General features: G+C 64.7%; 17 protein-coding genes and 1 pseudogene. 9 read left to right on the top strand and 9 right to left on the bottom strand.

The features are described from left to right. Positions 1-12: 12 nt before the first annotated feature. Positions 13-1068, top strand: a complete 1056-nt coding sequence (locus Q0627_RS13810; protein WP_324384665.1) for a methyltransferase — start codon at positions 13-15, stop codon at positions 1066-1068. Positions 1069-1141: 73 nt separating this feature from the next. On the opposite strand, the gene Q0627_RS13805 is transcribed toward Q0627_RS13810, so the two are convergent. After that, positions 1142-1477, bottom strand: a complete 336-nt coding sequence (locus Q0627_RS13805) for an SDR family NAD(P)-dependent oxidoreductase (protein WP_298810729.1) — start codon at positions 1475-1477, stop codon at positions 1142-1144. A gap of 75 nt (positions 1478-1552) precedes the next feature. Next, complete coding sequence (locus Q0627_RS13800; protein ID WP_298810726.1) at positions 1553-3322, bottom strand: hypothetical protein; 1770 nt, start codon at positions 3320-3322, stop codon at positions 1553-1555. A gap of 162 nt (positions 3323-3484) precedes the next feature. On the opposite strand from Q0627_RS13800, the pseudogene Q0627_RS13795 reads away from it, so the two are divergent. After that, a pseudogene (locus tag Q0627_RS13795) lies at positions 3485-3717 on the top strand (VapC toxin family PIN domain ribonuclease); the annotation flags it as partial. 24 nt (positions 3718-3741) lie between these two features. Here Q0627_RS13795 and Q0627_RS13790 read toward each other — a convergent pair. Next, entirely contained in the window at positions 3742-5535 is a 1794-nt protein-coding gene (locus tag Q0627_RS13790) for a DUF222 domain-containing protein (RefSeq protein ID WP_291011383.1), read from the bottom strand. A 262-nt stretch (positions 5536-5797) separates the two neighbouring features. On the opposite strand from Q0627_RS13790, the gene Q0627_RS13785 reads away from it, so the two are divergent. The 4 genes from Q0627_RS13785 to Q0627_RS13770 all read left to right on the top strand — a co-directional run bounded on the left by Q0627_RS13785 (position 5798) and on the right by Q0627_RS13770 (position 9040). After that, the gene (locus tag Q0627_RS13785) at positions 5798-5965 is read left to right on the top strand and encodes a hypothetical protein (protein WP_291011381.1); all 168 of its coding nucleotides are present in this window, start codon (positions 5798-5800) and stop codon (positions 5963-5965) included. 288 nt (positions 5966-6253) lie between these two features. Beyond that, positions 6254-6997: a hypothetical protein gene (locus Q0627_RS13780; RefSeq protein WP_291011380.1), complete on the top strand. Its 744-nt coding sequence runs from the start codon at positions 6254-6256 to the stop codon at positions 6995-6997. A 200-nt stretch (positions 6998-7197) separates the two neighbouring features. After that, on the top strand, positions 7198-8409 hold the full coding sequence (locus Q0627_RS13775; RefSeq protein ID WP_324384667.1) for a hypothetical protein: 1212 nt from the start codon (positions 7198-7200) through the stop codon (positions 8407-8409). 187 nt (positions 8410-8596) lie between these two features. After that, the gene (locus Q0627_RS13770; RefSeq protein WP_291011378.1) at positions 8597-9040 is read left to right on the top strand and encodes a globin; all 444 of its coding nucleotides are present in this window, start codon (positions 8597-8599) and stop codon (positions 9038-9040) included. A 10-nt stretch (positions 9041-9050) separates the two neighbouring features. On the opposite strand, the gene Q0627_RS13765 is transcribed toward Q0627_RS13770, so the two are convergent. Continuing rightward, a complete protein-coding gene (locus tag Q0627_RS13765) occupies positions 9051-9740 on the bottom strand; it encodes an NrtR DNA-binding winged helix domain-containing protein (RefSeq protein WP_291011376.1) in 690 nt (229 codons plus the stop codon). Between the two features lie 74 nt (positions 9741-9814). Between Q0627_RS13765 and Q0627_RS13760 the strand changes: the two genes are divergently transcribed. Further along, complete coding sequence (locus tag Q0627_RS13760; protein WP_291011374.1) at positions 9815-11236, top strand: ADP-ribosylglycohydrolase family protein; 1422 nt, start codon at positions 9815-9817, stop codon at positions 11234-11236. Positions 11237-11268: 32 nt separating this feature from the next. After that, positions 11269-11787, top strand: a complete 519-nt coding sequence (locus Q0627_RS13755; RefSeq protein ID WP_291011372.1) for a T3SS (YopN, CesT) and YbjN peptide-binding chaperone 1 — start codon at positions 11269-11271, stop codon at positions 11785-11787. Between the two features lie 51 nt (positions 11788-11838). Here Q0627_RS13755 and Q0627_RS13750 read toward each other — a convergent pair whose 3' ends face one another. From Q0627_RS13750 to Q0627_RS13740, 3 genes are read right to left on the bottom strand one after another with little or no spacing between them, the layout of a single operon-like run. Further along, on the bottom strand, positions 11839-13254 hold the full coding sequence (locus Q0627_RS13750; RefSeq protein WP_291011370.1) for an NAD(P)/FAD-dependent oxidoreductase: 1416 nt from the start codon (positions 13252-13254) through the stop codon (positions 11839-11841). Positions 13255-13264: 10 nt separating this feature from the next. Further along, positions 13265-15037 (bottom strand): DUF3556 domain-containing protein, encoded by a 1773-nt coding sequence (locus Q0627_RS13745; RefSeq protein ID WP_298810721.1) that lies wholly within the window; start codon positions 15035-15037, stop codon positions 13265-13267. A gap of 52 nt (positions 15038-15089) precedes the next feature. Beyond that, on the bottom strand, positions 15090-16541 hold the full coding sequence (locus Q0627_RS13740; RefSeq protein WP_291011366.1) for a class I adenylate-forming enzyme family protein: 1452 nt from the start codon (positions 16539-16541) through the stop codon (positions 15090-15092). Positions 16542-16697: 156 nt separating this feature from the next. On the opposite strand from Q0627_RS13740, the gene Q0627_RS13735 reads away from it, so the two are divergent. Continuing rightward, on the top strand, positions 16698-17930 hold the full coding sequence (locus tag Q0627_RS13735; RefSeq protein ID WP_298810717.1) for a helix-turn-helix domain-containing protein: 1233 nt from the start codon (positions 16698-16700) through the stop codon (positions 17928-17930). 92 nt (positions 17931-18022) lie between these two features. On the opposite strand, the gene Q0627_RS13730 is transcribed toward Q0627_RS13735, so the two are convergent. Together Q0627_RS13730 and Q0627_RS13725 are read right to left on the bottom strand one after the other, a co-directional pair. Then, positions 18023-18721 carry an LpqN/LpqT family lipoprotein gene (locus Q0627_RS13730; RefSeq protein ID WP_298810715.1) on the bottom strand — a complete coding sequence of 233 codons (699 nt, stop codon included), beginning with the start codon at positions 18719-18721 and terminating at the stop codon, positions 18023-18025. A 209-nt stretch (positions 18722-18930) separates the two neighbouring features. Continuing rightward, a complete protein-coding gene (locus Q0627_RS13725; RefSeq protein WP_298810713.1) occupies positions 18931-20670 on the bottom strand; it encodes an acyl-CoA dehydrogenase family protein in 1740 nt (579 codons plus the stop codon). Positions 20671-20722: the final 52 nt, after the last annotated feature.

The raw sequence follows: 20722 nt of genomic DNA, 5'->3' as shown, positions 1-20722 counted from the left end.
AGCGTGCTGCGGGTGGATGTGAGTACACCGCCGGACCGGTTGATCCTCGATGAAGCGGCCCCCTACCTGACCGGGCAGTCGCGTGCGGTGGTGATCGACGACGTCGACGGCGCGCTCACCCTGGGAGCGGCCGCTGCCGGGGTCCAGGACATCCGCGTTCACCAGGATCTGGTGACCGGAGAACGGTCTCTGGACAAACACGCGGCCGCTGCCGACTACGCGCGCCTGCCACTCGGGCCGGAGCTACTCGCCTGCGCCGACGTCGTACTGCTGCGGCTGCCGAGGTCCCTTGACAGGCTCGCCGAGGTGGCCGCAGTCATCGCCGCACACGCATCGCCGCAGGTGAGCGTTGTCACGGGTGGCCGGATCAAACACATGACGCCGACCATGAACAACGTACTACGCACCGTCTTCGACCGCGTCGACGTCAGCCACGCCCGGCAGAAGTCGCGGGTGCTGATCGCCACCGGTCCGCGTCCGGCCGACGCCCGACGGGAGCTCGCGCAGTGGCCACGCACCGAACGCTACGACGACCTCGGGCTCACCGTCGCCGCCCACGGCGGAGTTTTCGCCGGAACCCGCATCGACATCGGCACCCGCTTCCTCGTCTCGCAGCTCGACCGGTTCACCCATCACGGGCGCGTCGTCGACCTGGCCTGCGGCAACGGCACCATCGGAACCTGGCTGGCAATGCGGGATCGGCAACTGCGAGTTACCGCCACCGATCGCAGCGCAACCGCGGTCGCATCGGCAAGCGCCACCGCACGCCTTAACGGGGTGTCCGACCGCATAACCGTCACCCAAGCCAACGGCCTTGAACTGCAAGATAATTCGTCGGAGGCTCGAATTGTCCTCAACCCGCCGTTCCACAACGACGCCGCAGTCTCCACCGACATCGCGCGCGACCTGTTCACCGACGCCGGCCGGGTCCTCGCCCCCGACGGCGAACTATGGTGTGTATGGAACTCCCACCTGCGCTACCGCCCACTCCTCGAACGCACCGTCGGCCCCACCCGCCAGATCGCCCGAAACACCAAATTCACTGTCACAGTTTCAGTCCGCCGCTGATTCGCCCCCTCGCCGATACATCCGATTTCGACCGGGGGGTTGCCTGCTTTCGGACCAGGCGCGAGGTTGTGGCTCACGCAACGCGTCTGTCGGCGGCGTCGACGTCGGCGAGCAGCCCCGCCGGGTCGATGATCATCATCAGCGGGCCGGCGATATCGATGGCATGCTCGATGATGTTCGAGACCTGTTCGGGGTCGGCGGGGTCGGCGATGAACGCCCAGACCTGTTCGTGCAGATCGGCATTCAGGTAGTCGACGACGTCATGCGCCTGCCGCCCGACGACCACGACGTTGTATCCCGCTCCGACGGAGCGCATCACGACGTCGCGGCTGCGGGGTGTGCCGTCGGTGACCACCAGGACGGCGCTGCAAAGACGTGTGCCAGGTGCTGTTGCTGTTGCTGTTCTCATGACAACCATTGCACGGCGCGGGCCTGGGGCCACGTTCGAGAGCGGCTGCGAGGTCGCTGTAAGCGGCCGGGGATTTCAGCTCATCGATCGCGGGTCGACCGCCATCGCCGCCAGATTCTCCGACACCCGTTCGGGTTTGCCGTTGTTCTGTTTCGCTGCCGCGGTCAGCACGTCGAGGTGGTTGTATCCGGGCAGCTTGACGAGGCGACCGTGGCCGTCCGGGGCATCGACACCGATGCCGCCACCCGCCTGGAATGTCACCATCGGCGACCCCAATGCCGCGCCGGGGTACAGCCGGTGCCGGAAGCCGTCAGGGCTGCTGCGGTTGGTGAGTCCGGTCATCAATGCGGTGGGGAAATACCATTCGGTGAAGTCCAGCGGCGGCTCGGACATGTTGCGCGCCAACTCGCCGATGGCAGTGATCTCCTGCCAGGGACTGGTGCGGGTGTCGGTGGGTGAGATCTCGTCGTAGTCCGACCACCGGTACAGCGTCCGGCCGTCGAGTCTGCTGGGTGCGAACTTCTTGTTGTCACCCCAGATCGCATGGGACATAGGGAATGCCGCCGCAACAGCGTCGGGAAACGGGAAGGATTTGGCCTGCACGGGACCACCGGGCGCGACCATGCCGATACTGGCCTGCAGGATACCGAACGGCATCGAATTATCGTCCATGATCGCGCCGAGCGTAGCCTCGTTGGTGGCGCGGATACGCAGAATGTCGGGCTGTCCGGTGATAGCCGTCCCATAGTCCTTGGACAACAGGATGCGCAGCGTCGAGACGATGTTCAGATTGCGCGGCAGCGCTTCGAGCACCCTGTTGACGCCGTGCGGGTCGGTGTTGGCCGCGAGTGCGGCCAGCGCCAGCAGGTTCATCGTCTCCGGATTGATCAGAGTGGGCAGCGCCAGCACCGGCAGCACTGTGTCGTACAGCCCGTACATGAGATCGAGCGCCTGCCCGAGTTCCCGTGGGATCGCCGGCATCTGCACCATGCTCCGCACGCCCGACGGCAGGTTCAACGCATCCGTCATGATCGTCATGTCGGAGGTCACGGCGGTGTCCAACGCGAAATAGCCTGCGCACTGGTTGAATCCGGCGTCGTCGGTGGTGGCGCGATTGCCGTCGAAATCCCATTCGGAGAAGTACCCGGTGATGAAACCACCGAGAGAATGTCCGCCGCACAACACTTTCTGCTTGCGGCCCTGCTGGTCAGGAATGTCGGCTTTCATGATGGCGTACTGGTCTTCGAGCGTCTGCTTTACGCCGATATTCTTCAGCCACGGGTACTTGGTGACGTTGTCGATATTGTTGGTGAACCCGGTAAACTTCTTGCCGCCCAGTGGCTTTCCCTTGAAGTAGTAGTCCGCGGCGACATCGAACGACTTCTTCGCGTTGCCGGCTTCAAGCCCGGTGTGGTCTTCCAGGCAGTTCGACCGACGGTCGAGTGCCCAGAACTCGATGTGCTTACCCTGCTTCGCGGCCTTCACGATGGTGTTCTTGGCGATGGACTCGAACGCGCCCGCCCCTTCGAGAATGCCGGGCTGCGCCACCAGAATCCGGTCCGCATTAGCCGATTTCTCCGGACCGTCGGCAGCCCGGAACCGCAGGTACGACACCCAATCACATTGCGCCGGATGCGGTCCCACAGACTTTGCCAGCGGCACCCGATGCCGCACCACCGACGACACGACCGACGTGATCGGCGACGACGACTGATACACCCGCTCGACCCGTTCCAGACTCGACGGCGCCGCGGACGCCGGCGCACCCTGCCCCACCAAGGTGATCACCGGCGCGACCAGCACCGCCCCGGTCACAGTCGTCAACAGCCTGCTACGGATACGCATCGGAAAGCCCCCTTGCCCTCGGCCACGCCCCCATCGCCCCACCCCAATCGCTACAGTGACGGACGCTACACGCGGCGATGTGGTGGTGTCCAGATCACGACGCACAGCCACGTTGCGGCTGACACCCTGGGCGCGACCGACTGGCACGACGCGCTCGCAGGACCACCGCTGTCGCTGATGCCCCTGGTCTATGCCACACCCGCATCCGAACACCGAGCGATCGAAGTACAGGGCATCCTCGCCCGACTCGGCCAGCACAGGGCTCCATCGGTTCCGGACCTCCTGATCGCCTCGCTGGCCGAAACCCAAGGCCTGGTACTACAGACAAGGATTTCGAGCTCATCGCCGAAATCACAGGCCAACCCGTCGAACGCCTACTGTTCAACAGCAACTGAGCCCACGGCCGTTCTCGTGCGTCGCTAAAAGGGTGGTGGGCCATAGTCGTTGGTGTCGACGGTGCGGGGAGCTGGCCGGTAGCCGGGGCCGACGACCCGGTCGGCTCGGTTGAGTTCGCGTTCGTGGCGGCGCCGGGCATGCTTGGCCGCGGTGCGGGTGCGTTCGCGCATCGGCTGCTCGATGCTGTGGTGCGAGGTGCCGATAGCCGGCGAAGTGAAGCGGACACGTTTGAGCCCTGGGAACAGCGCAGTGTTGTCCTCGGGTGGACCATCTATCCGGATCCCTTCCGGGGTGTACCAGACTCGGGCGGTGTGTCCGTCGGGGTCGAGGTATTGGTCATCGACCCAGAGGGAGAACGATTTCAGCAGATGATGGAAGCGGCATTTTCCGTTGAGGCCCAACGGATCTGTGCGGCCACCACGGTCGGGGTGCTGGTGGTCGTACTCGGTGACATGATCGAGATCGACTGACCACGCCGGGGTTTCGCAGCCGGGGACCGTGCAATAGCCATCCCGAATCCGGATGAACGTGTCCAGCGCCTGCGACGGGCGGTACGGATCGGACGGCAGGTGCGACGGGAGTGGCTGGTTGCCGACATCGCTGGCGTGCGGGGCTTCGAGGTTCGTCGCTTGCGCTCCTCGCACCTCAACCAGCGAGGGGGTCACATCGCCAACCAGCAAAGGGGTCACGTCGCCAACCTGCGACGGAGTTGCGCCGTCGACCGGCGTGGGGGTTGCCTGGTCAGCATGGAACTCAGATGGCTGAAACGTGAACTTACGAGTATTGCCATCATCTGCTGGTTGAGGCGCGAGCTTGCGAGCCTCGAAACCCCGTGAGGCGTCCGTGTCCGCACCCACCGGACTCTTCACCTCGGGAACCAAAGGCCGTACCTGCGTGTGTGATTGGGCAGCGATGTCGCGGACGTGATCGGCATCGATCACACCGTAGCCGTCCATGAAACCAGGATTGTCAGCGGCACCGTCGATGGTGGATTCATCACAGACGACGTGAAGGACGATCCGTGCCTGCGCCTGCGGCAGGCACCGGGCGTCGGGAATGACAGCGGGGCAGTCGGCCAGGCCGCACTCGCAGGCGAACTGCTGGCCGGTGAGCAGGGCGAACATCGCATCACTTCGCCGGGCCGCCATACGACGCGGGTCATCCTTGCACGCGCAGGCGGCGAGCACTTTCACCGACTCGAACGCGATGCGGGCATTCTCGGCCGACATCGACGCACCGAGCGCGGCCATGCCGTGTTCACGGCCGGTGTCCACCCACACACCACGATCGTCGTGGGCCTGCTGACGGCGACGCCGGACGCTGTCGGGGTCGCGACGGAACACGATCCGATCGCACATATCCCGCAACCTCGCCCGGCTCCACGCGCCCTCGCGGCGGCGCAAGGTCGCGGCGATCTCGGCGTCGACGGCCTCGGCGTGCTCGGTTCCCTCAATCAGCTCGGTACGCGAAACAACGGTGGTGACATGGGTTTTGGTGATCAGACCGTCGCGCAGACACAGCGCTACCTGCGGGAGACGATCACGCAACGCCACCGCCTCGTCGACAAGGCGTTCGCCCATCGTCTGGGTCAGCGCCCCGCTCATCGCGATACGCGCGCCGAGTTGGGCATGCGCATCCAGCATCCGGTAGTCGGCGGGTTCAGTCGCCACCAGCTCGGTGTGCAACGCGGCGATCGCCGCGTACTGCGCCCACGCGGTGAACGATTCAACCGCCCGCACCGAACCCACAGCCGTCATCAACTTCGTGACCCGCTCGGCGTCGACGCAACCTTCGGCGAATTCAAGAAACTCAGACATACTGTGACTCAGTTGATTCCACCGATCAAGACCATGCGGGTCGACGACTGCCGAGCCCGAATTCGGTTCGGTCATTTCTCATCCCCCGTTCTGCGATCACCGATTGCGGTACTCATCGTGGCCGGGCAACCCCTCCCGGCCACGATTGCCTGATACTCATCAGATTACTAGAACAGGTAATCGAATACCAGTCCTTCCGTCGATATGTTCGACAAGTTGTTCCCGCGCAGCGAGTTGCCCGCGACACGCCGGACGAGCCGGGGTGTCCGCGTCCAAGCAACTCCTCAACGCCGAACCGAAATCGGCCGGCGCCCGCACCGTCGAGCTGGTCGTGCCGGAACATCAACTCGAACATTCCCCGCCGGCGATCGGCGAATCCCACGTAGTCCATGCTCGCGGCGATCAACCGACCTCGGACAGGAGTACGTGAATCGGTACACATTGGGCGCAGGTGCCGGTACCGGCCCATGTCGTACCACCGTGGTTGACTTCCGCCATGTCCGAATTGGTGCTGGTCGTGATGGCCGGTGTGGTGTTGGTGAGCTTGGCTGTCGCGCGAGGTGTACGCCGTAGGTCCGGATCTCCGGCTGCGGGGACCCACCGAATATTCCGGAAACCTCCCCCGACACCGCTGCAGCAGTTGGCGACGGATCGTCGCAACCACAGGGATCGGCTTAACGCGTTGTGTGACAAGATCACCCGGCAGTCAATGTTGCCAATGGCCCGGCGGCCAGGTGAGGGCGAATACGGCGGTTTCGCCATCATGGTCGCCGATATTTGGCTGGGTCGGGATTTCACCTTGCGTGCCCGTGCGGTCGGGCTGAGCTGGTTGCCGTTCGTCGACGCACCCGAACATCACGAAACCCCCGAGATCGCCCGGGAGCGCCTCAACCGCAACTACCGACTGGGCGACGACGAACGCAAGGCCCTGGAAGTCATGTCCCGCAAACAGGCCGGCCGTATCGCCGTCACCGCCGCTCACGTCGCCGACAGCATCCACCGCACGCCCGTATGGGGACGCGACTTCTTCGACCTGCACAGCGTCCGGGTCGACCTGACCGCCGAGATCACCTACCTGACCGAAGCCGCGAAAACCCTCGCCGAACAAGACAAACTACTCGGACCGGCACCGATCGCCCAGCGGGCGCTCGACGCGGAGATCGTCGGCGTCTACATCGAGAAGTCCCGCATCCTCGACGAACGGATCGACGCCCTGCTCGCGCGACTCGAAGCGCTCGACGCGTACCGGGCGATCGTCACGGAGGTGCAGCGGCGGGCCGACAGACAGGACTGGCTCGACCGTGTCAACACCATCGACGACCTGGATTCCGCCGCATCCGCCGTCGCCGACCACCATCACGCCGACGCGCTGCGCGACACCGCCGTCGAATCCCACGCCTGGGCGCAGGTATACCTGCCCAACCTCGGATCGCTGACAGCGCGCCTTACCGCAGCCGGATAGCTGCGCACCGGCCGGGCGAATTGTCGGAGTCTCGCGCTAGGATCTTCCGCAATGCGAACCGGTCGAGGGTTTCGCCCTGAAAGCCGCGGAGCGGCGCACGTGGCTGTGGACTACACGAGAAACACGACGCAGGCCGTCGTGCCGGTCTGGACGCTGGCCACGCAGGAAGCCGAAGCCCCGATCTGGCCCGCGGTGAGCAGATGACGCCGGACAAGCTCGACCAGCTGCGGAGTGCGCTGGCCACCTTCGCCTCGTCGCCCATTGCCACACTCGAAGCCCATCCGTCGCCCAAGAACCTCGACGAGAAGCGTGGGATTCCACTGGAAAGCGCGAGTCCGTTGGCGAAGCATCTCGCGCAGTTGGTGTCGAACACCCCGAAGGCACGGGTAGCGGCTTCCGGCGAGACCCTGTACCGGATGGTCGTTCCGGACAAGGTTGCGGCATCGGTCGGCAGTGGTGTCATCACATCGATGAAGGCGGCGGGTGGCGGCATCCACAGCGCACTGGTGGGAAAAACGGGCATTGCGGCGCAGGCAAAGTTCGTGCCCGTCGTCGCCGGTAAGTCGGCGGCGATGGGCGCCGTCGGCGGTTCGGCGGCGACGGCAGGGACCGCCGTTGCCGGTGCGGGAGTGCTGACCGTCGCCGCTCCGCTGGTCCTGATGGCTGTCGCAGTCGGTATCAGTGCCCACGCCGAACGCCAACGTCAGGAGGCCATCGCCCGGCTCGAAACACTCCTCAAGAAGCTCGACAAGGCCAACCTGGACAGTGAACGCACGGATCTGAATGCGTGTGTGCCCGCGATCGAGAAGGCGACGGCGGTCCTGCTGGATCGCGGTCGCGTGGGCCACTCCCTCGGACTCGACACCGCGGTGCATGTCATCGACAAGGGAATCAGTCTGGCCGACAGCCGTTTACGCGAGTGGCTCACCGCGCTCGGCCAACTGCCCGAAGGACCGAAAGTCGAACTCGCCAAACTACGTGAAGCGATCCCCGGCATCGACGACCCGGACAGTGAGTTCTACGCGTACCTCGAATTGGCTGACCTGGCCATCGCACTCAAACATCGCGTGCTCGTTCTGCAGGCCGTCGAACATGCGCAACACGACGAGGACAACCCATTCGAGAACTTCGTCGACGCACTGAAGTCCGACCAGCGCAGCCTCAACCAACTGGTCGGTGACCATTCGGAGTTCCTACAACGACTTTCGACGCTGAGGCTCGATCGATCACACGGAATCATGGATTTCACCATCGGAGCCGGAGACATCGACAAGCTCTTGAACACCACTGCACGACTGCGCGAGCTCCCCGACCGGATGCCTTCCACCCAGTCCCGCAGCGACGTCGCGATCGAGATTGCCCAAAAAGCCGACGGCTCGCTCGTCGTCTTCCCGGCCTACGCCGTCCGGTAACGGACGTTCCCGCGTCGCAGATTTCGTCCCGCGAATTGGTTGTCACGATATCGGATTCGCGGGACGAAGTTCTGGACGCGGGAAGGGGGCGGGACCAAGGTCACGTTCGGTGGTGAGGGTATTGCCCGCGGTGGGTGCGGGTGGAAGCATGCGGCTATCGGACATCGGATCGAGTGGGAGGTTTGCGATGGAGCAGCCCGACACCGGTGACGCGGCCGTGCTCCGGTCCCTCGAACTGTATGACGAATTCGTCGGCGACCCCACGCCGATGATCTACGAGCGGTTCTTCGTCAAGTACCCCGAAGGTGAAGAGATGTTCGCCTTCGACAAGTACATGGAATCGCGGATGATGTCGTCGGTTCTCATGCTGCTTTCCGACGTGGCGGACCACACGACCCCGATCGAATACACCACCCACTGGATCGCCGACCACGTGGCGTGGGGAGTCGGACGCGAGATGATGTTCGACATGTTCGACATGATCCGGGACACCATCGGTGACGGGCTCGGCGACCGGTGGACCTCGGAGATGCACGATGGCTGGTGCGCTCTCATCGACCGGATGAGACCCGTCATGGACGACCAGATCGCCGAGGCCGAAGGTTACCGGCCGCAACCCACTCCCGCGTAGCGCGGGGACGTCACGCTCGGCGGTAGAGGGCGGCGGGGCGGCCTCGGTCACCCTCGGAGAGGAGCGGGCGGCCGTCTTGGAGGACGGGTTCCAGGAACGGTTTCATGCGGCGGTTGAAATTGTCCTTGTGGACGCGGGTTCCGACGACGGCCTCGTGGACTCTGCGGAGCTGATGCAGGGTGAACGGTTCGGGGAGGAAGCCGTCGGGGTCGGGGAGGGTGTCGGCATAGCGGTGCCGGAACTCGTAGCGTTCACGCAGGCCCATGACCGCGGCGGCGACGATCTCGTTGTGGTCGAACAGCAGCGGGTCCTCCCTCATGATCCGGCCGTCGGCGTCGACGGGTACCAGGGTGCCTGTCGCAGACGCCAGGTCGGTCTCGCACATCGATACGGAGTGGGCGGCGGAGATCACCCAGGTGCGGTTGTCGCGGGCCGGATCGTCGAACAGCCGCAGCAGTCGCGGATGGGTCTGTCGCTGCGGCCGGATGCCAACCTTGCGGCCGAACACGTCGTCGACGGTCTGCGCGACGGTCGTGCGTTCGCGCATGAAACCGCCAGGGAGTGCGCGGCCGTCAGGGTTGGTCCGGTCCTGGATGAGTACGTGCAGCGCGGGATCGTACGGTGCCCGGCACACCGTCAGGATCGCCAGATCAACCGTAACCCCAGGTCGGGGGTAGTTTTCGAGTTCGCTCACAGCCATGGCTTTACATTAGCGCACTTCGCGTGCTAACTTCTCTTTAGAGATTTTGAAGCGCTAAAGAGAAGGAGTTCGGCATGAAGCTGAATTCAGCACAGACAGACCGCGCATGTGGCGCGGTCCTCGGTTCCGCCGTCGGCGACGCACTGGGTGCAGGCTACGAATTCGGATCGGCACGCGTCGGCACCGACGGTCCGCAGATGATCGGCGGCGGCCTGGGCAACTTCGCCCCGGGCGAATGGACCGACGACACCACGATGGCGTGGTGCATCCTGGACGTCGCCGCGACCGGCCAGGACCTGCGGTCCGACGCCGCACTGACCGCGATCGGGCGCAACTTCCGTACGTGGTACGAATCCCGCCCCGCCGACATCGGCATCCAGACCAGCAACGTGCTGGGCCGGGCCGGCGCCGATCCGACAGCGGTCGAACTGACCGCGGCCGCCGCGGGCTTTCACGAGCAGACCGGGCGCACCGCCGGTAACGGATCGCTGATGCGCACCGCTGCCGTCGCGCTGCCGTTCCTCGGCAATCCCGACGCGGTCGCCGACGCCGCTCGCAAGATCAGCGCGCTGACGCATTTCGATCCGCGGGCACAGGAAGCATGCGTGCTGTGGTCGCTGTCGATCCGCCGCACCGTCATCGACGGTGAGCTGGATCTGCGCGGCGGCCTGCGCTACCTCGACGACGACGCCGTCGCCTACTGGACCGAGCGGATCGACGAGGCCGAGACCTCCGACCCGAAACGATTCAATCCGAACGGATGGGTGGTCAGCGCACTGCAGGCGGCCTGGTCGGCGATCGTTCACTCCGACGGCTTCGCCGAGACGCTGAGCACCGCGATCCGAATAGGCGACGACACCGACACCGTCGCGGCGATCGCCGGCGCGCTGATCGGTGCGAAGTGGGGCGCGTCGGCGATCCCTGCGAAGTGGCGCCGCATCCTGCACGGTTACCCGGGCAAGCGCGGTGAGGATCTCGTGCACGCCGCCATTCAGGCGACCTCCGGCGGTCCGAAACCCGGTGTGTGGCCGAATGCGTCGCGGATGACGGATGGGGGCACGACCGGCGTACTCGTGGAACACCCCTACGACGACGGTGTGTTGCTCGGCGACCTGGACGCACTCGACAAGCTGCCCGCAGAGGTCACGGCGGTGATCAGCCTGTGCCGAGTGGGCACCGAGCAGGTCCCTCCGGCCGGAGTCGAGCACATCTGCTACTGGTTGATGGACTCGGAACTCCGGTCGGAGAATCCGAATCTCGATTTCATTCTGGATGATGCAGCGAAAACTGTTGCTGCACTGCGGGATGAGGGACAGGTTGTGCTGGTTCATTGCGTCGCCGCACACCGCCGGACCCCGACCGTCGGCATCGCATACGCGCTGGAGCGGGGCGTCGGCCTGGCCGAGGCCACCTCCGCGGTGCGTGGCGTACTGCCTCGGGTGAACCCCAACTCGGCATTCGACGAGGCACTCGGTCGGATCGCCGCACAGCGATAACTGACGAATCACCCACTCCCGAAGGAGGAGACATGGACAACATTCAGGACCGCGACAAGCGGTCATCCGAAGGCTCCCACGACCTGTGGCGCGAGTTCAATGCCACCGAGCGCACCGACACCACCACGTCGGCGGCATTGGTGCGGGTCGCCGAGGACCGGGCCGAGCTGCTGGGCTGGGTCGGCGAGGCCCTGCGGGAAAAGTTCGGCGAGATGCCCGAGACCGACGACGATGACGACTTCGTGCTCTCGCACATGGGCCAGGTCGTGTGGGTTCGCGTGCACACCAACCAGCCTGCCGTCACCATCATGGCGAGGGTCGCGCACGGGGTGTACTCGCGGCGCGCGAGTGAAGTGGAGATCGGAATCCTCAACCGGCGCAGCACTTTCGTCAAGTGGTCGCTGGTCAACAGAAATATCTGGCAGGAGATCGATATGGTCGCGATACCGTTCGCCCCGCGCCACCTCACCAATCTCGTCGACGTGTTCTTCGCGGCGATGTCGGCCAACCGTGACGACCTCGCCTACCGCACCGGCGCGAAAGTGGCTTGACCACAGAACAAATCGGAATCCTGGTGCCATATACGAGCACCAGGATTCCGATTAGTTGGGTAGCTTGCGTAGGGCACGTTCGGCGGCATGGAAGCCGCACATGCCGTGGCCTCCCGGGCCGGGTGGGGTGGCAGCCGAGCAGATATACACACCAGGGACGCCTAGATCGTAGGGGTGCACCGACAGTCGGGGGCCGAGGACCAGTTGCACGGCGTCCTTCGATCCGGTGTTGATGTCGCCACCGACGTAATTACTGTTGTAGCTGGGCATCTCGGTTGTGGAGCAGACTTCCTTGCCGACGATGCGGTCGCGGAAGCCCGGCGCGAAACGTTCGATCTGACCGATGATCGCCTCGGTGGCGTCGCCCCGGTAACCGTTGGGGACATGGGCGTAGGCCCATACCGGGTGCACGTCCCCGACGCTGCGGCCGGGATCGGCCAGGTACTGCTGCCCGACCAGCACGAACGGCCGCTCGGGCATCCGACCTTGCTGGATCGTCCGTTCGGTGGCGGCGACCTCGGCGAAGTCACCACCCAGGTGGACGGTTCCGGAGCGCCGGGCATCCGGGTTGGTCCACGGAATACCCTCGCGGACAGCGAAATCCACCTTGAAGGCACCCGGTCCGTGCCGGAACCGGCGCAGCTCACGCAGCACCCGGTTCGGTAGCCGGTCAGCGCAGATCGCAGCCACCGCCCGCGGGTCCAGATCGAACATCGTCACATCCGCCGATGGCAGATCCGCGAACGACGAGACGCGAACCCCGGTCTCGATCCGCCCACCGAGTTCGAGCAGCGTCCGCTCCATCACGTCGGCGATCCGTCCCGATCCGCCCTCGGCCACCTGCCAACCGAACCGATGTCCGGCGGTGGTGATGCCGAGCCCGATCGCCGACGTCAGCGGTTGGTTCAGCGGCCGGAAGGTGTGCGCGGCGATACCGCCCCACAACGCCCTCGCCTGAGGAGTGCGGAAGAACCGGGCCAGTACCGACCCCGGCAGCACGGTCGGCATACCGAACCGGGCCAGTTCGAACGGGTGCCGCGGCACCTTGACGAGCGAGTCCAACACCGCCGGTCCGAGGACGTCGAACTTCCGGACCGGGCGGTCGAACAGTGCCCGCCACACACCGCCGTCGGCTCCCATGCCGGCAGCGGTGTCGGCGACACTGCGATGGAGCACTCCGGCGCTGCCGTCGTCGAGCGGGTGTACACAGTCGAGTTCGGCTGAACGCCAGTGCAATCCGAGCCGTTCGCAGTCCAGAGTGGCCAGGAATGGTGACCCGACCGCCATCGGATGGATGGCCGCGCAATGATCGTGTACCAGCCCGGGCACGATCGCCTCGAAGGACCTCAGTCCGCCGCCGACGGTGTCGCCGGCCTCCAGCAGCGTGACCTCCATGCCTCCGCGGGCCAGGGTGATCGCGGCGGCGAGCCCGTTGGGCCCGCCGCCCACGATCGTGGCTGTGCTCACGAGACTCTCATCACGAAACACCCAGGGGGAAGCGCTTCGGGTCCGACGTCCACGTGATGTTCAGTGGGATCGGGCCGTCAGGGAGCCACGGCTGCGCGTTCACGCAATCACGCACGCTCCAAGTGCCTTTCGCGAGCACACCCACGGCCGGGTCGATGATCTTGAAGTCCTGCTCGAACCGGGTGATCGGCTGCGACTCGGCCCACACGATCATCACATCGCCCGGATCGAAACGCACCTGTTCCTGGACCGCGGCAATCATGTTCTCGTCGTGCAGGTGACCGTCGCCGAAGTTGAAACCGGTGCAGATACCCGACATAACCTCACCTTCGCGGATTCTGCGCAGATCGATGTCCTGAACGAAGCGCATCATCGTCGAATATACGCCCCGGCCCTGACTGTGCATAGCGCGCCAGCTCAACCCGAAATCACCGATCACCTCACCCCATTCCCGTGGAACGTCGATCGCCTCCAGCTGATCGATGAGCGGCGGGATCGGGCGTTTGGTCAACCGATTGAGCTTGTCCTCGGCACCGGGCGCAAACGCCCACAGCCCCACAGCCCAGTTGCCGGCGTACTGGCGCAGCGAGGGCAGGAAAGACACCTTGTCGGGGCGGATGTTGCCGAGCACCGGGAAGAAGATCAGCATCGCGAAGATGACCAGGATCAACCACGGCGGATTCATGTCCACCACCGAGTACCCGTCACCTGCGGGGAATCCCACGAACAGGATGATCGAGATGTAGATGAACAGCAGATTCCATTCCAGCGGCACGGCCAGCGGGAAGGTGGAAATGATGAACAGGTGGTAGCAGATCATGAACACCACGCCGACGACGGTGAGTGTGCGGTTCACCGAGAACAACAGCAGGATCGGCACCGCGATCTCACCGATCGCGCCGAGGATATCGGCCATGAACCGGGCCAGTTTCGACGGCCGCAGGTCGTTGGGGTAATTGCGATAGTTCGCACGCCGCAAGGATTTCCACGGCAGCATCGGACTGTTGGACACCATCACCGGAATGACATTGACAAAATGCAGGCCGACCTTCGACAGACCCGCGCCCACCCACACGACGACGATGAGCAGTTTCCCGGCGACGATCATCGTCGCGAACGACGCGTAGGGCAGGATCGCGAAGATCAGCAGGGCCGGTACGTACTGTTCGGCGCGAGAGGCCAGGAACACCACCTTGTCCCGGAATCCGATCAGACAGATAAGCACGAGCGGCGCGATCAGCAGCTTCGGATCGATCAGCCGATGCGGTGCGGAATCTTCCAACTCCCCGCCAGGGGCAACCAGCGCCACCACCAGCGAGATGAGGAACAGGAAGTACATGCCGACGTCGAGCGGGGTTCGGGTGGTGCCCGCGGTCCCGGGCACCCAGGTCCACGGCCGCAGCCTGATGGTGCCGGTACGGGACCAGAACCGGAACCCGCCGGTCCACGGCTTGAACTTGTTGGTCAGCGGCCCCCAGGCACCGGCCAGGTTCAGCGACTCCAGGAACATCGTCCAGATGATCAACTTCTGGTAGATGATCGGCTGATCCCACCAGGTGTCCACCTCCCAGAAATGCAGACCGGAGGTGGCGGTGGTGATGATGATACCCGGAAGGGCGTAGAAGAACACCAGCTTTACCGCGTAGATGAGAAAGAAGATCTTCGCCGTGCCGAAGCCGTAATCGACCCAGCGGTGTGTCGAGATCGCCAGCCGCTCCTGCAGCGGCAGCGCCAGGTATTCCTCGGGAACTACTTCGGGTAGATCGGGTTTGGTGAATCCCATGACAATTCGTCCTTACGAGTGTGAAAGAACTGAGAGTTCAAGCGGACCGGGTTCAGGCGGACTGATCGATACGACGCAGAGTGGGCTTGTCCAGCTTGCCCACGGGGTTCTTCGGCAGGGTGTCGGTGATGATGATGTCGACGGGCTGCTTGTATCTCGCGAGCTGCGTGCGCAGGTGCTCGGTGATGGCCTCGGGGCCCAATTCGACGCCGGGATGGGTGGAGACGTACAGCACCGGGACCTCGCCGTATTTCTCGTCCGGGCGGCCGATCACCGCCGCCTCGGCGACCCCCTGCACACCGTAGACCACGGTTTCGATCTCCTTGGGGTAGATGTTCTCGCCGCCCCGGATGATCATGTCCTTGGCCCGGTCCACCAGGAACAGGTAGCCGTCCTCGTCGAGATATCCGACATCGCCAGTACGCAGCCAGCCGCCGTCGATGAGGGTCTTCTCGTTCTCCTCCGGCCGATTCAGGTAGCCGCGCATGATATTTGCGCCGCGCAGCAGGACCTCGCCAGGTTCTCCCACCGGGCACGACTGTCCCTCGCGATCGACGATCTTGATCTCCACTCCGGGCAGCGCCGGACCGACCGAACCGACCTTGCGGACACCGTCGATCGGGTTGCAGGTGGCCGCGCACGTGCATTCGGACAAGCCGTAGCCCTCGACCAGCGGGAAACCGTAACGCTTCTCGAAGCCCTCCAGCAGTTCGACGCTGGCCGGCGCCGCACCGCACACCGCGAACCGGACCTTCGAGGTGTCCGGTTGCACCTCCGGCGGCAATCCCAGCAGCATCGTGTAGATGGTGGGGACTGCCGAAAAGTACGTCGCCCCAGTGGATTCGAGGCGATCAAAGAAGGTCCGTGGATCGAATCTGCCGGCGATCGTCACACAGCCGCCGTTGGCGAGCGGACCGAGGACGCTCACGATGATCGCGTTCACATGGAACAGCGGCAGGATGAGCAGGCTGTGGTCGGACTCGCTGATGTCGGTGTTCGACGCGTTCATCTCGACCATGCTGACCAGATTGGCGTGATCGAGCACCACACCCTTGGGGCGCCCGGTGGTGCCCGATGTGTAGATCAGGAGCGCCACATCCGACGGCTGGGCCGCTGGGTCCGCGCCGTCGGGCTCGGCCGCGGTGAGGCTGTCGGCGTCCAGCAGAGGAACACTCGCCTCAGCACCATCGGAACTGATGAGGACCGTAGCGGCGGCGTCGGTGATCTGGTACTCAACCTCGGCGGCGGTGAGACTCGGGTTGATCGGGGTGGCGGCGGCACCCAGGCGCCAGGCCGCGAACATACCCACCACCAGCACCGCCGTATTGGGCAGTTTGATTGCTACGACGTCACCGTGTCCCACGCCGGCGGCACGCAGGGTTGCCGTGGCGCGCCGGACCGCATCGGCGAACGCGGTGTTGTCCAGGTCGAGCGTGTCGTCAGCCAGGGCGGGTGCGTGCGGCGCCGCCTCAGCGCGTTGATCGGGCAGAGATGCGAAAGTCACCTTGGCTCCTTGGTCAGAACTGGTTCGGCAAGGAACAACCCTACGGCTATGTGATATGGCTCACATAGTCTTCGGGAAACAAAGAACCCGTATCTATTTCGTCCCCCGAAGACGAAGTCCCGGGGTCACGATTCGGCGAGGATCTACTCTGTGGAAATGGATCTTGCCGACGAAGCGACGGTGAAGGCGGTCGTGCTGCTGGCCGCGACGTCACTGGATCCCGCGGCAATGGCAGCCGAGGTGACGGCCCGGATCGTGGCGGAACTACCCGAATTGAACGGCAGCAGAAGCCAGGACCCCCTGACGTCGAGCGTGCGGGCCAACATCGACAGCGTCCTCGAGGCCCTCACCGAGGGCATCTCCCCCGATAGTGTCGAACTACCCTCCGCTGCAAAGGAATACACCCGATGGCTGGCGCAGCGGGGCCTCCGGGTCACCGCGCTGGTCCGCGCTTACCGGCTCGGACAGGGCGTGATGTTGCCGGCGATACTGACCGGTCTGCGTGCCACATCTGCGAGCACTGAGGTCAAACTCCTGGCGCACGACTGGATCACCCTGTGGTCACTCACACAGGTCGACGCGGTCACCGAGCAGGTGATCGACACGTACGAGTTGGAGCGCGACCGGTGGGTACAGGGCCGGTCGGGCGCCCGGACCGTCCGCATCCGCGAACTCCTCGCCGACGACGACGACGTCGATCAGGATGCCACCGGCGTCGAGATCGGGTACCGGCTGCGCGGGGTCCACATGGCGTTGACGGCCTGGTATCCCGAGGAAAGCGTCTCCATTTCCACCAACCTGCCCGCTGTGCTGATCCGCGATTTTGCCTCCGTCGTCGACGGACCACTGCTCGTCGCGGCCGACCACCACGCGGCGTGGGGATGGCTGCCGATCACCGACTACGCGATGGTGCCGCGCATCCGGGAGGCCGCGGCGCGTCTGGCCGCCCGGGCCGACGGCCCACGATTCACGTTCGGCACCGTCCAATCCGGCCTGTCCGGGTTCCGCCGGTCGCATCGGGAGGCGATTGCTCTGCGTCGGGTGGCCGGTGACCATTCGGTGGTGGATGCCGCCGATCCGGGGATGATGCTGACCGCCCTTGTGGGCACCGACCGGCAGGCCGCCCACGACTGGGCCGAGACTGTACTCGGTCCGCTGGCCTCGGACACCGAACCCGACGCACGGATGCGGGCAACGCTACAGGTGTTCCTCCGCACGGGGGGCAGTTACAAGGCCACCGCCGAAGAGCTTCTGCTGCACCCGAATTCGGTCAAGTACCGGGTCGGGCGGGCCATCGAACGCCGTGGCCGGCCGATCGGCGACGACAGGCTGGACGTCGAGGCCGCACTGCTCGTGCTCGATGCGACGTCGGCCGGTTCCCCCGACTGACATACGTTCGACTTCCATACGTTCGACTTACATACGTCAGAACCCGAGCCGACATGGCTATAGGTGCTATAGGTGACCGAAGAATATCCCCGTCACACGGTGATCTTCGTCTTCTTGTCCACCTGCTCTGTCGCCGCACCGAGAATTCCCTGCTCGGAAGCGTCGGCATAGGCGTTGAGCTGCAAAACGTACGTGGACCCGTCCTTACCCGGGATGATCACCGTCTTCTGCCCGATCACACCATTGCTACCGTCCTTGACGTAGGTGCCGGCGATCTGCACCGAGTCGAACCCACCGAGGGTGCCGCGGGTGCCGTCAGCGGGTCCGCTCCAGCCGTCGAGCTGGTGCAGTTCGCCGGGCGCGAGCTCGAGCAGCTTGTCCCTGTCGACATCACCGGTCAGCTTCGACATCAGCGCCAGGATCCGCGGAGGATTGCTCGGCACCTCGGTCTTCGTGTAGACGATCGCCCCGTACGGTGCGGCATCCAGATCGTTCTGAACCTTCCAACCGTCGGGTACCGGAAGATCCACCACCGGGCCGGGGTCACCGCGCCGGATGACCAACTCGGCGATCTTGTTTGCGCTGATGTACTCCTGGATGGTCTTCGGAGCTGAGGCCGGTTCGACGGAAGCGGGCGTGACCGGGGCGGAGTTGCTCGACGCGACCACACTCGTGGCACTCGCCGTCGATTCCCCGGACGCCGAGTCCCCGGAGTCGCCGCACGCCGCCAGCACTGAGGCGACGGCAACGGCGACGACACCGGTCCGGACGATGGTTGCCAAGCTGCTCATGGATGCTCCTTCTGTACAGTCGGGAACCTTACAGCGACAAGCCACCTGCTCACGTCGGAATCCGACGGGAACTCCCAGGCCGGACTAACTCAACGCTCAGATTTGTGCCGGGAGCACAACAGCGGGTACGAGAAACTTCCGATATGGCGTCTCTCAAGGGCGATATGCCCCTGAGAGACGCCATATCTCCAGGAACTTTTCGGAAAACGTCAGGCGGGCATCTCGTAGGCGCCGTCGAAGGAGACGACCATGTCCCAGACCTGGGCGAAGCGCTCGTCGTCGACGTGGGGGGCGCGGATGGCACCCAGGGCCCACTGCTGCTGCGCCTGCGTGGCGGCGGTTGCGCCGTGCAGGGTGACGGCGTACGCCGAGAAGTCGCGGATCGTCGTCACGAAGATCTGGTCGACCAGTGCGGGATCGAGATCGAGGAGCTTGGCCTGTTCGAGGATGAGCTGGCCGTAGACGACCAGTGAGAACAGGTGGCCGATGGTCAGCAGGAAGTCGAGATCCTTCTGCTGGTCGGCCGACGGACCGGCGGTCACGAGCAGTTCCTTGAGCGCCTTGGCCTGCTCGTAGAACACCGCGACGTTCGGCAGGTTGGTGAACTCCTCGTACGGCTTGGTCCAGTCGGCGAACTGGATCTTGCCGGTGCCGCCGACGGGGCCCTGCGCCCAGAAGAACGAGTCGTCGGCCGCATCGAGGCGAGTGCCGATCTCGGGGTACTCGGTGGGGTTGAAGAAGTAGTTGGGCATGAACTTGAGGATCTGGGACACGTTGACGTGCACCGTTCCCTCCAGGCGCGGCAACCACCCGACGTAGTGGTTGGCCTGGTGGAAGTAGGTGTACTTCTCGTAGCCCTTGGCCGCGACGACGTCGAGCAGCAGCGTCATCACCTTTTCACCCTCCGAGGTGACCTTCGATTTGGTCATCGGATTGAACAGCAAGTAGCGACGGTCCTCCAGGCTCGCGCTGCGGAAATAGTCGATGGCGCGGTTGCTGAACAGTTTCATCGCCGCGATCCGGGCGAACGCCTCCACGAAATTGCCCCGTACGTGGGAGAAGTCGGTGACCGGGTTGCCGTACAGAATCCTGTTGTGCGCGTGGGTGATCGCCTCGTAGAACGAATGCTCCACCATGCCCACCGAACCGCTGCACAGGTTGAACTTGCCGATGTTGACGGTGTTGAGTGCGGCGGCGAAGGCCTGCGGGCCGGTGTGCAGGATGTCGGCTTCGGTGACGGCATAGTTCTCCAGCGCGAACGTGCTCACGTACATCTGGCCGTGGGTGACGTTGTCGATGAGGTGGTAGTCGGGGCGCTGACTGTCGGCGACGAAGAAGACATAGCCCTCGGGGCCGTCGATGTCGGTGCGCCGGCCGAATACCGACACCATCCCGGCGACGTTGCCGTTGCCGATGTAGTACTTGGTGCCGTTTGCGGTGAAGCCACCGTCTTCGTTGGGGGTGAGCAGCATGTCGGTGCTGTACACGTCGGCGCCGTGGGCCCGTTCGGACAGGCCGAAGGCCATCACGCCACCGTCGGCGAGCTGCTGGGCCGCCTTCTTCTTGGCCTCGTCGTTGTCGCTCATCCAGATCGGCCCGAGGCCCAGGATGGTGACCTGCTCGGCGTACCAGTACGCCAGGCCGTAGAACCCGAAGATCTCGCTGAGTGCAGCGTTACGGGAGGTGTCCCAGCGCCGGTTGTCGTCGCCGTCGGCGTAATCGGCCCTGGTCAGGAAGGTGGAGAAGAGCTTCTCCCGCTTGACGAAGTCGAGGTAGTCGGTGACCCACACCGCGTTGTGGTCGCGGCGCAACAGTTCGGTCTTGCCGACACCCTCGAAGTAGTCGATGGTCGCGCGCAGCAGGCGGGCCGTCTCGGCGTCGAAATGAGACGGATCGTAGGTACGGGGGTTCAGAAACAGGTCATTGACTGACTTGGCGATCTCTGGCATGGGAGCCAACCTAGCAGCGTCGTCGGGCACTGCGTACGGGTTGCACAGCCCT

Origin of the sequence: uncultured Gordonia sp., from assembly GCF_937858515.1 — a bacterium.
Classification (GTDB): Bacteria; Actinomycetota; Actinomycetes; order Mycobacteriales; family Mycobacteriaceae; genus Gordonia.
This window is presented reverse-complemented; position numbering and strand designations above follow the sequence as displayed.

What these genes read in the sequence shown, in the direction of transcription:
- Q0627_RS13735 (WP_298810717.1), top strand. Translation starts at nt 16,698, where the DNA reads ATGGATCTTGCCGACGAAGCGACGGTGAAGGCGGTCGTGCTGCTGGCC.
- Q0627_RS13775 (WP_324384667.1), top strand. Translation starts at nt 7,198, where the DNA reads ATGACGCCGGACAAGCTCGACCAGCTGCGGAGTGCGCTGGCCACCTTC.
- Q0627_RS13765 (WP_291011376.1), bottom strand. Translation starts at nt 9,740, where the DNA reads ATGGCTGTGAGCGAACTCGAAAACTACCCCCGACCTGGGGTTACGGTT.
- Q0627_RS13770 (WP_291011378.1), top strand. Translation starts at nt 8,597, where the DNA reads ATGGAGCAGCCCGACACCGGTGACGCGGCCGTGCTCCGGTCCCTCGAA.
- Q0627_RS13780 (WP_291011380.1), top strand. Translation starts at nt 6,254, where the DNA reads ATGGCCCGGCGGCCAGGTGAGGGCGAATACGGCGGTTTCGCCATCATG.
- Q0627_RS13805 (WP_298810729.1), bottom strand. Translation starts at nt 1,477, where the DNA reads ATGAGAACAGCAACAGCAACAGCACCTGGCACACGTCTTTGCAGCGCC.
- Q0627_RS13755 (WP_291011372.1), top strand. Translation starts at nt 11,269, where the DNA reads ATGGACAACATTCAGGACCGCGACAAGCGGTCATCCGAAGGCTCCCAC.
- Q0627_RS13790 (WP_291011383.1), bottom strand. Translation starts at nt 5,535, where the DNA reads ATGTCTGAGTTTCTTGAATTCGCCGAAGGTTGCGTCGACGCCGAGCGG.
- Q0627_RS13800 (WP_298810726.1), bottom strand. Translation starts at nt 3,322, where the DNA reads ATGCGTATCCGTAGCAGGCTGTTGACGACTGTGACCGGGGCGGTGCTG.
- Q0627_RS13725 (WP_298810713.1), bottom strand. Translation starts at nt 20,670, where the DNA reads ATGCCAGAGATCGCCAAGTCAGTCAATGACCTGTTTCTGAACCCCCGT.
- Q0627_RS13745 (WP_298810721.1), bottom strand. Translation starts at nt 15,037, where the DNA reads ATGGGATTCACCAAACCCGATCTACCCGAAGTAGTTCCCGAGGAATAC.
- Q0627_RS13760 (WP_291011374.1), top strand. Translation starts at nt 9,815, where the DNA reads ATGAAGCTGAATTCAGCACAGACAGACCGCGCATGTGGCGCGGTCCTC.
- Q0627_RS13730 (WP_298810715.1), bottom strand. Translation starts at nt 18,721, where the DNA reads ATGAGCAGCTTGGCAACCATCGTCCGGACCGGTGTCGTCGCCGTTGCC.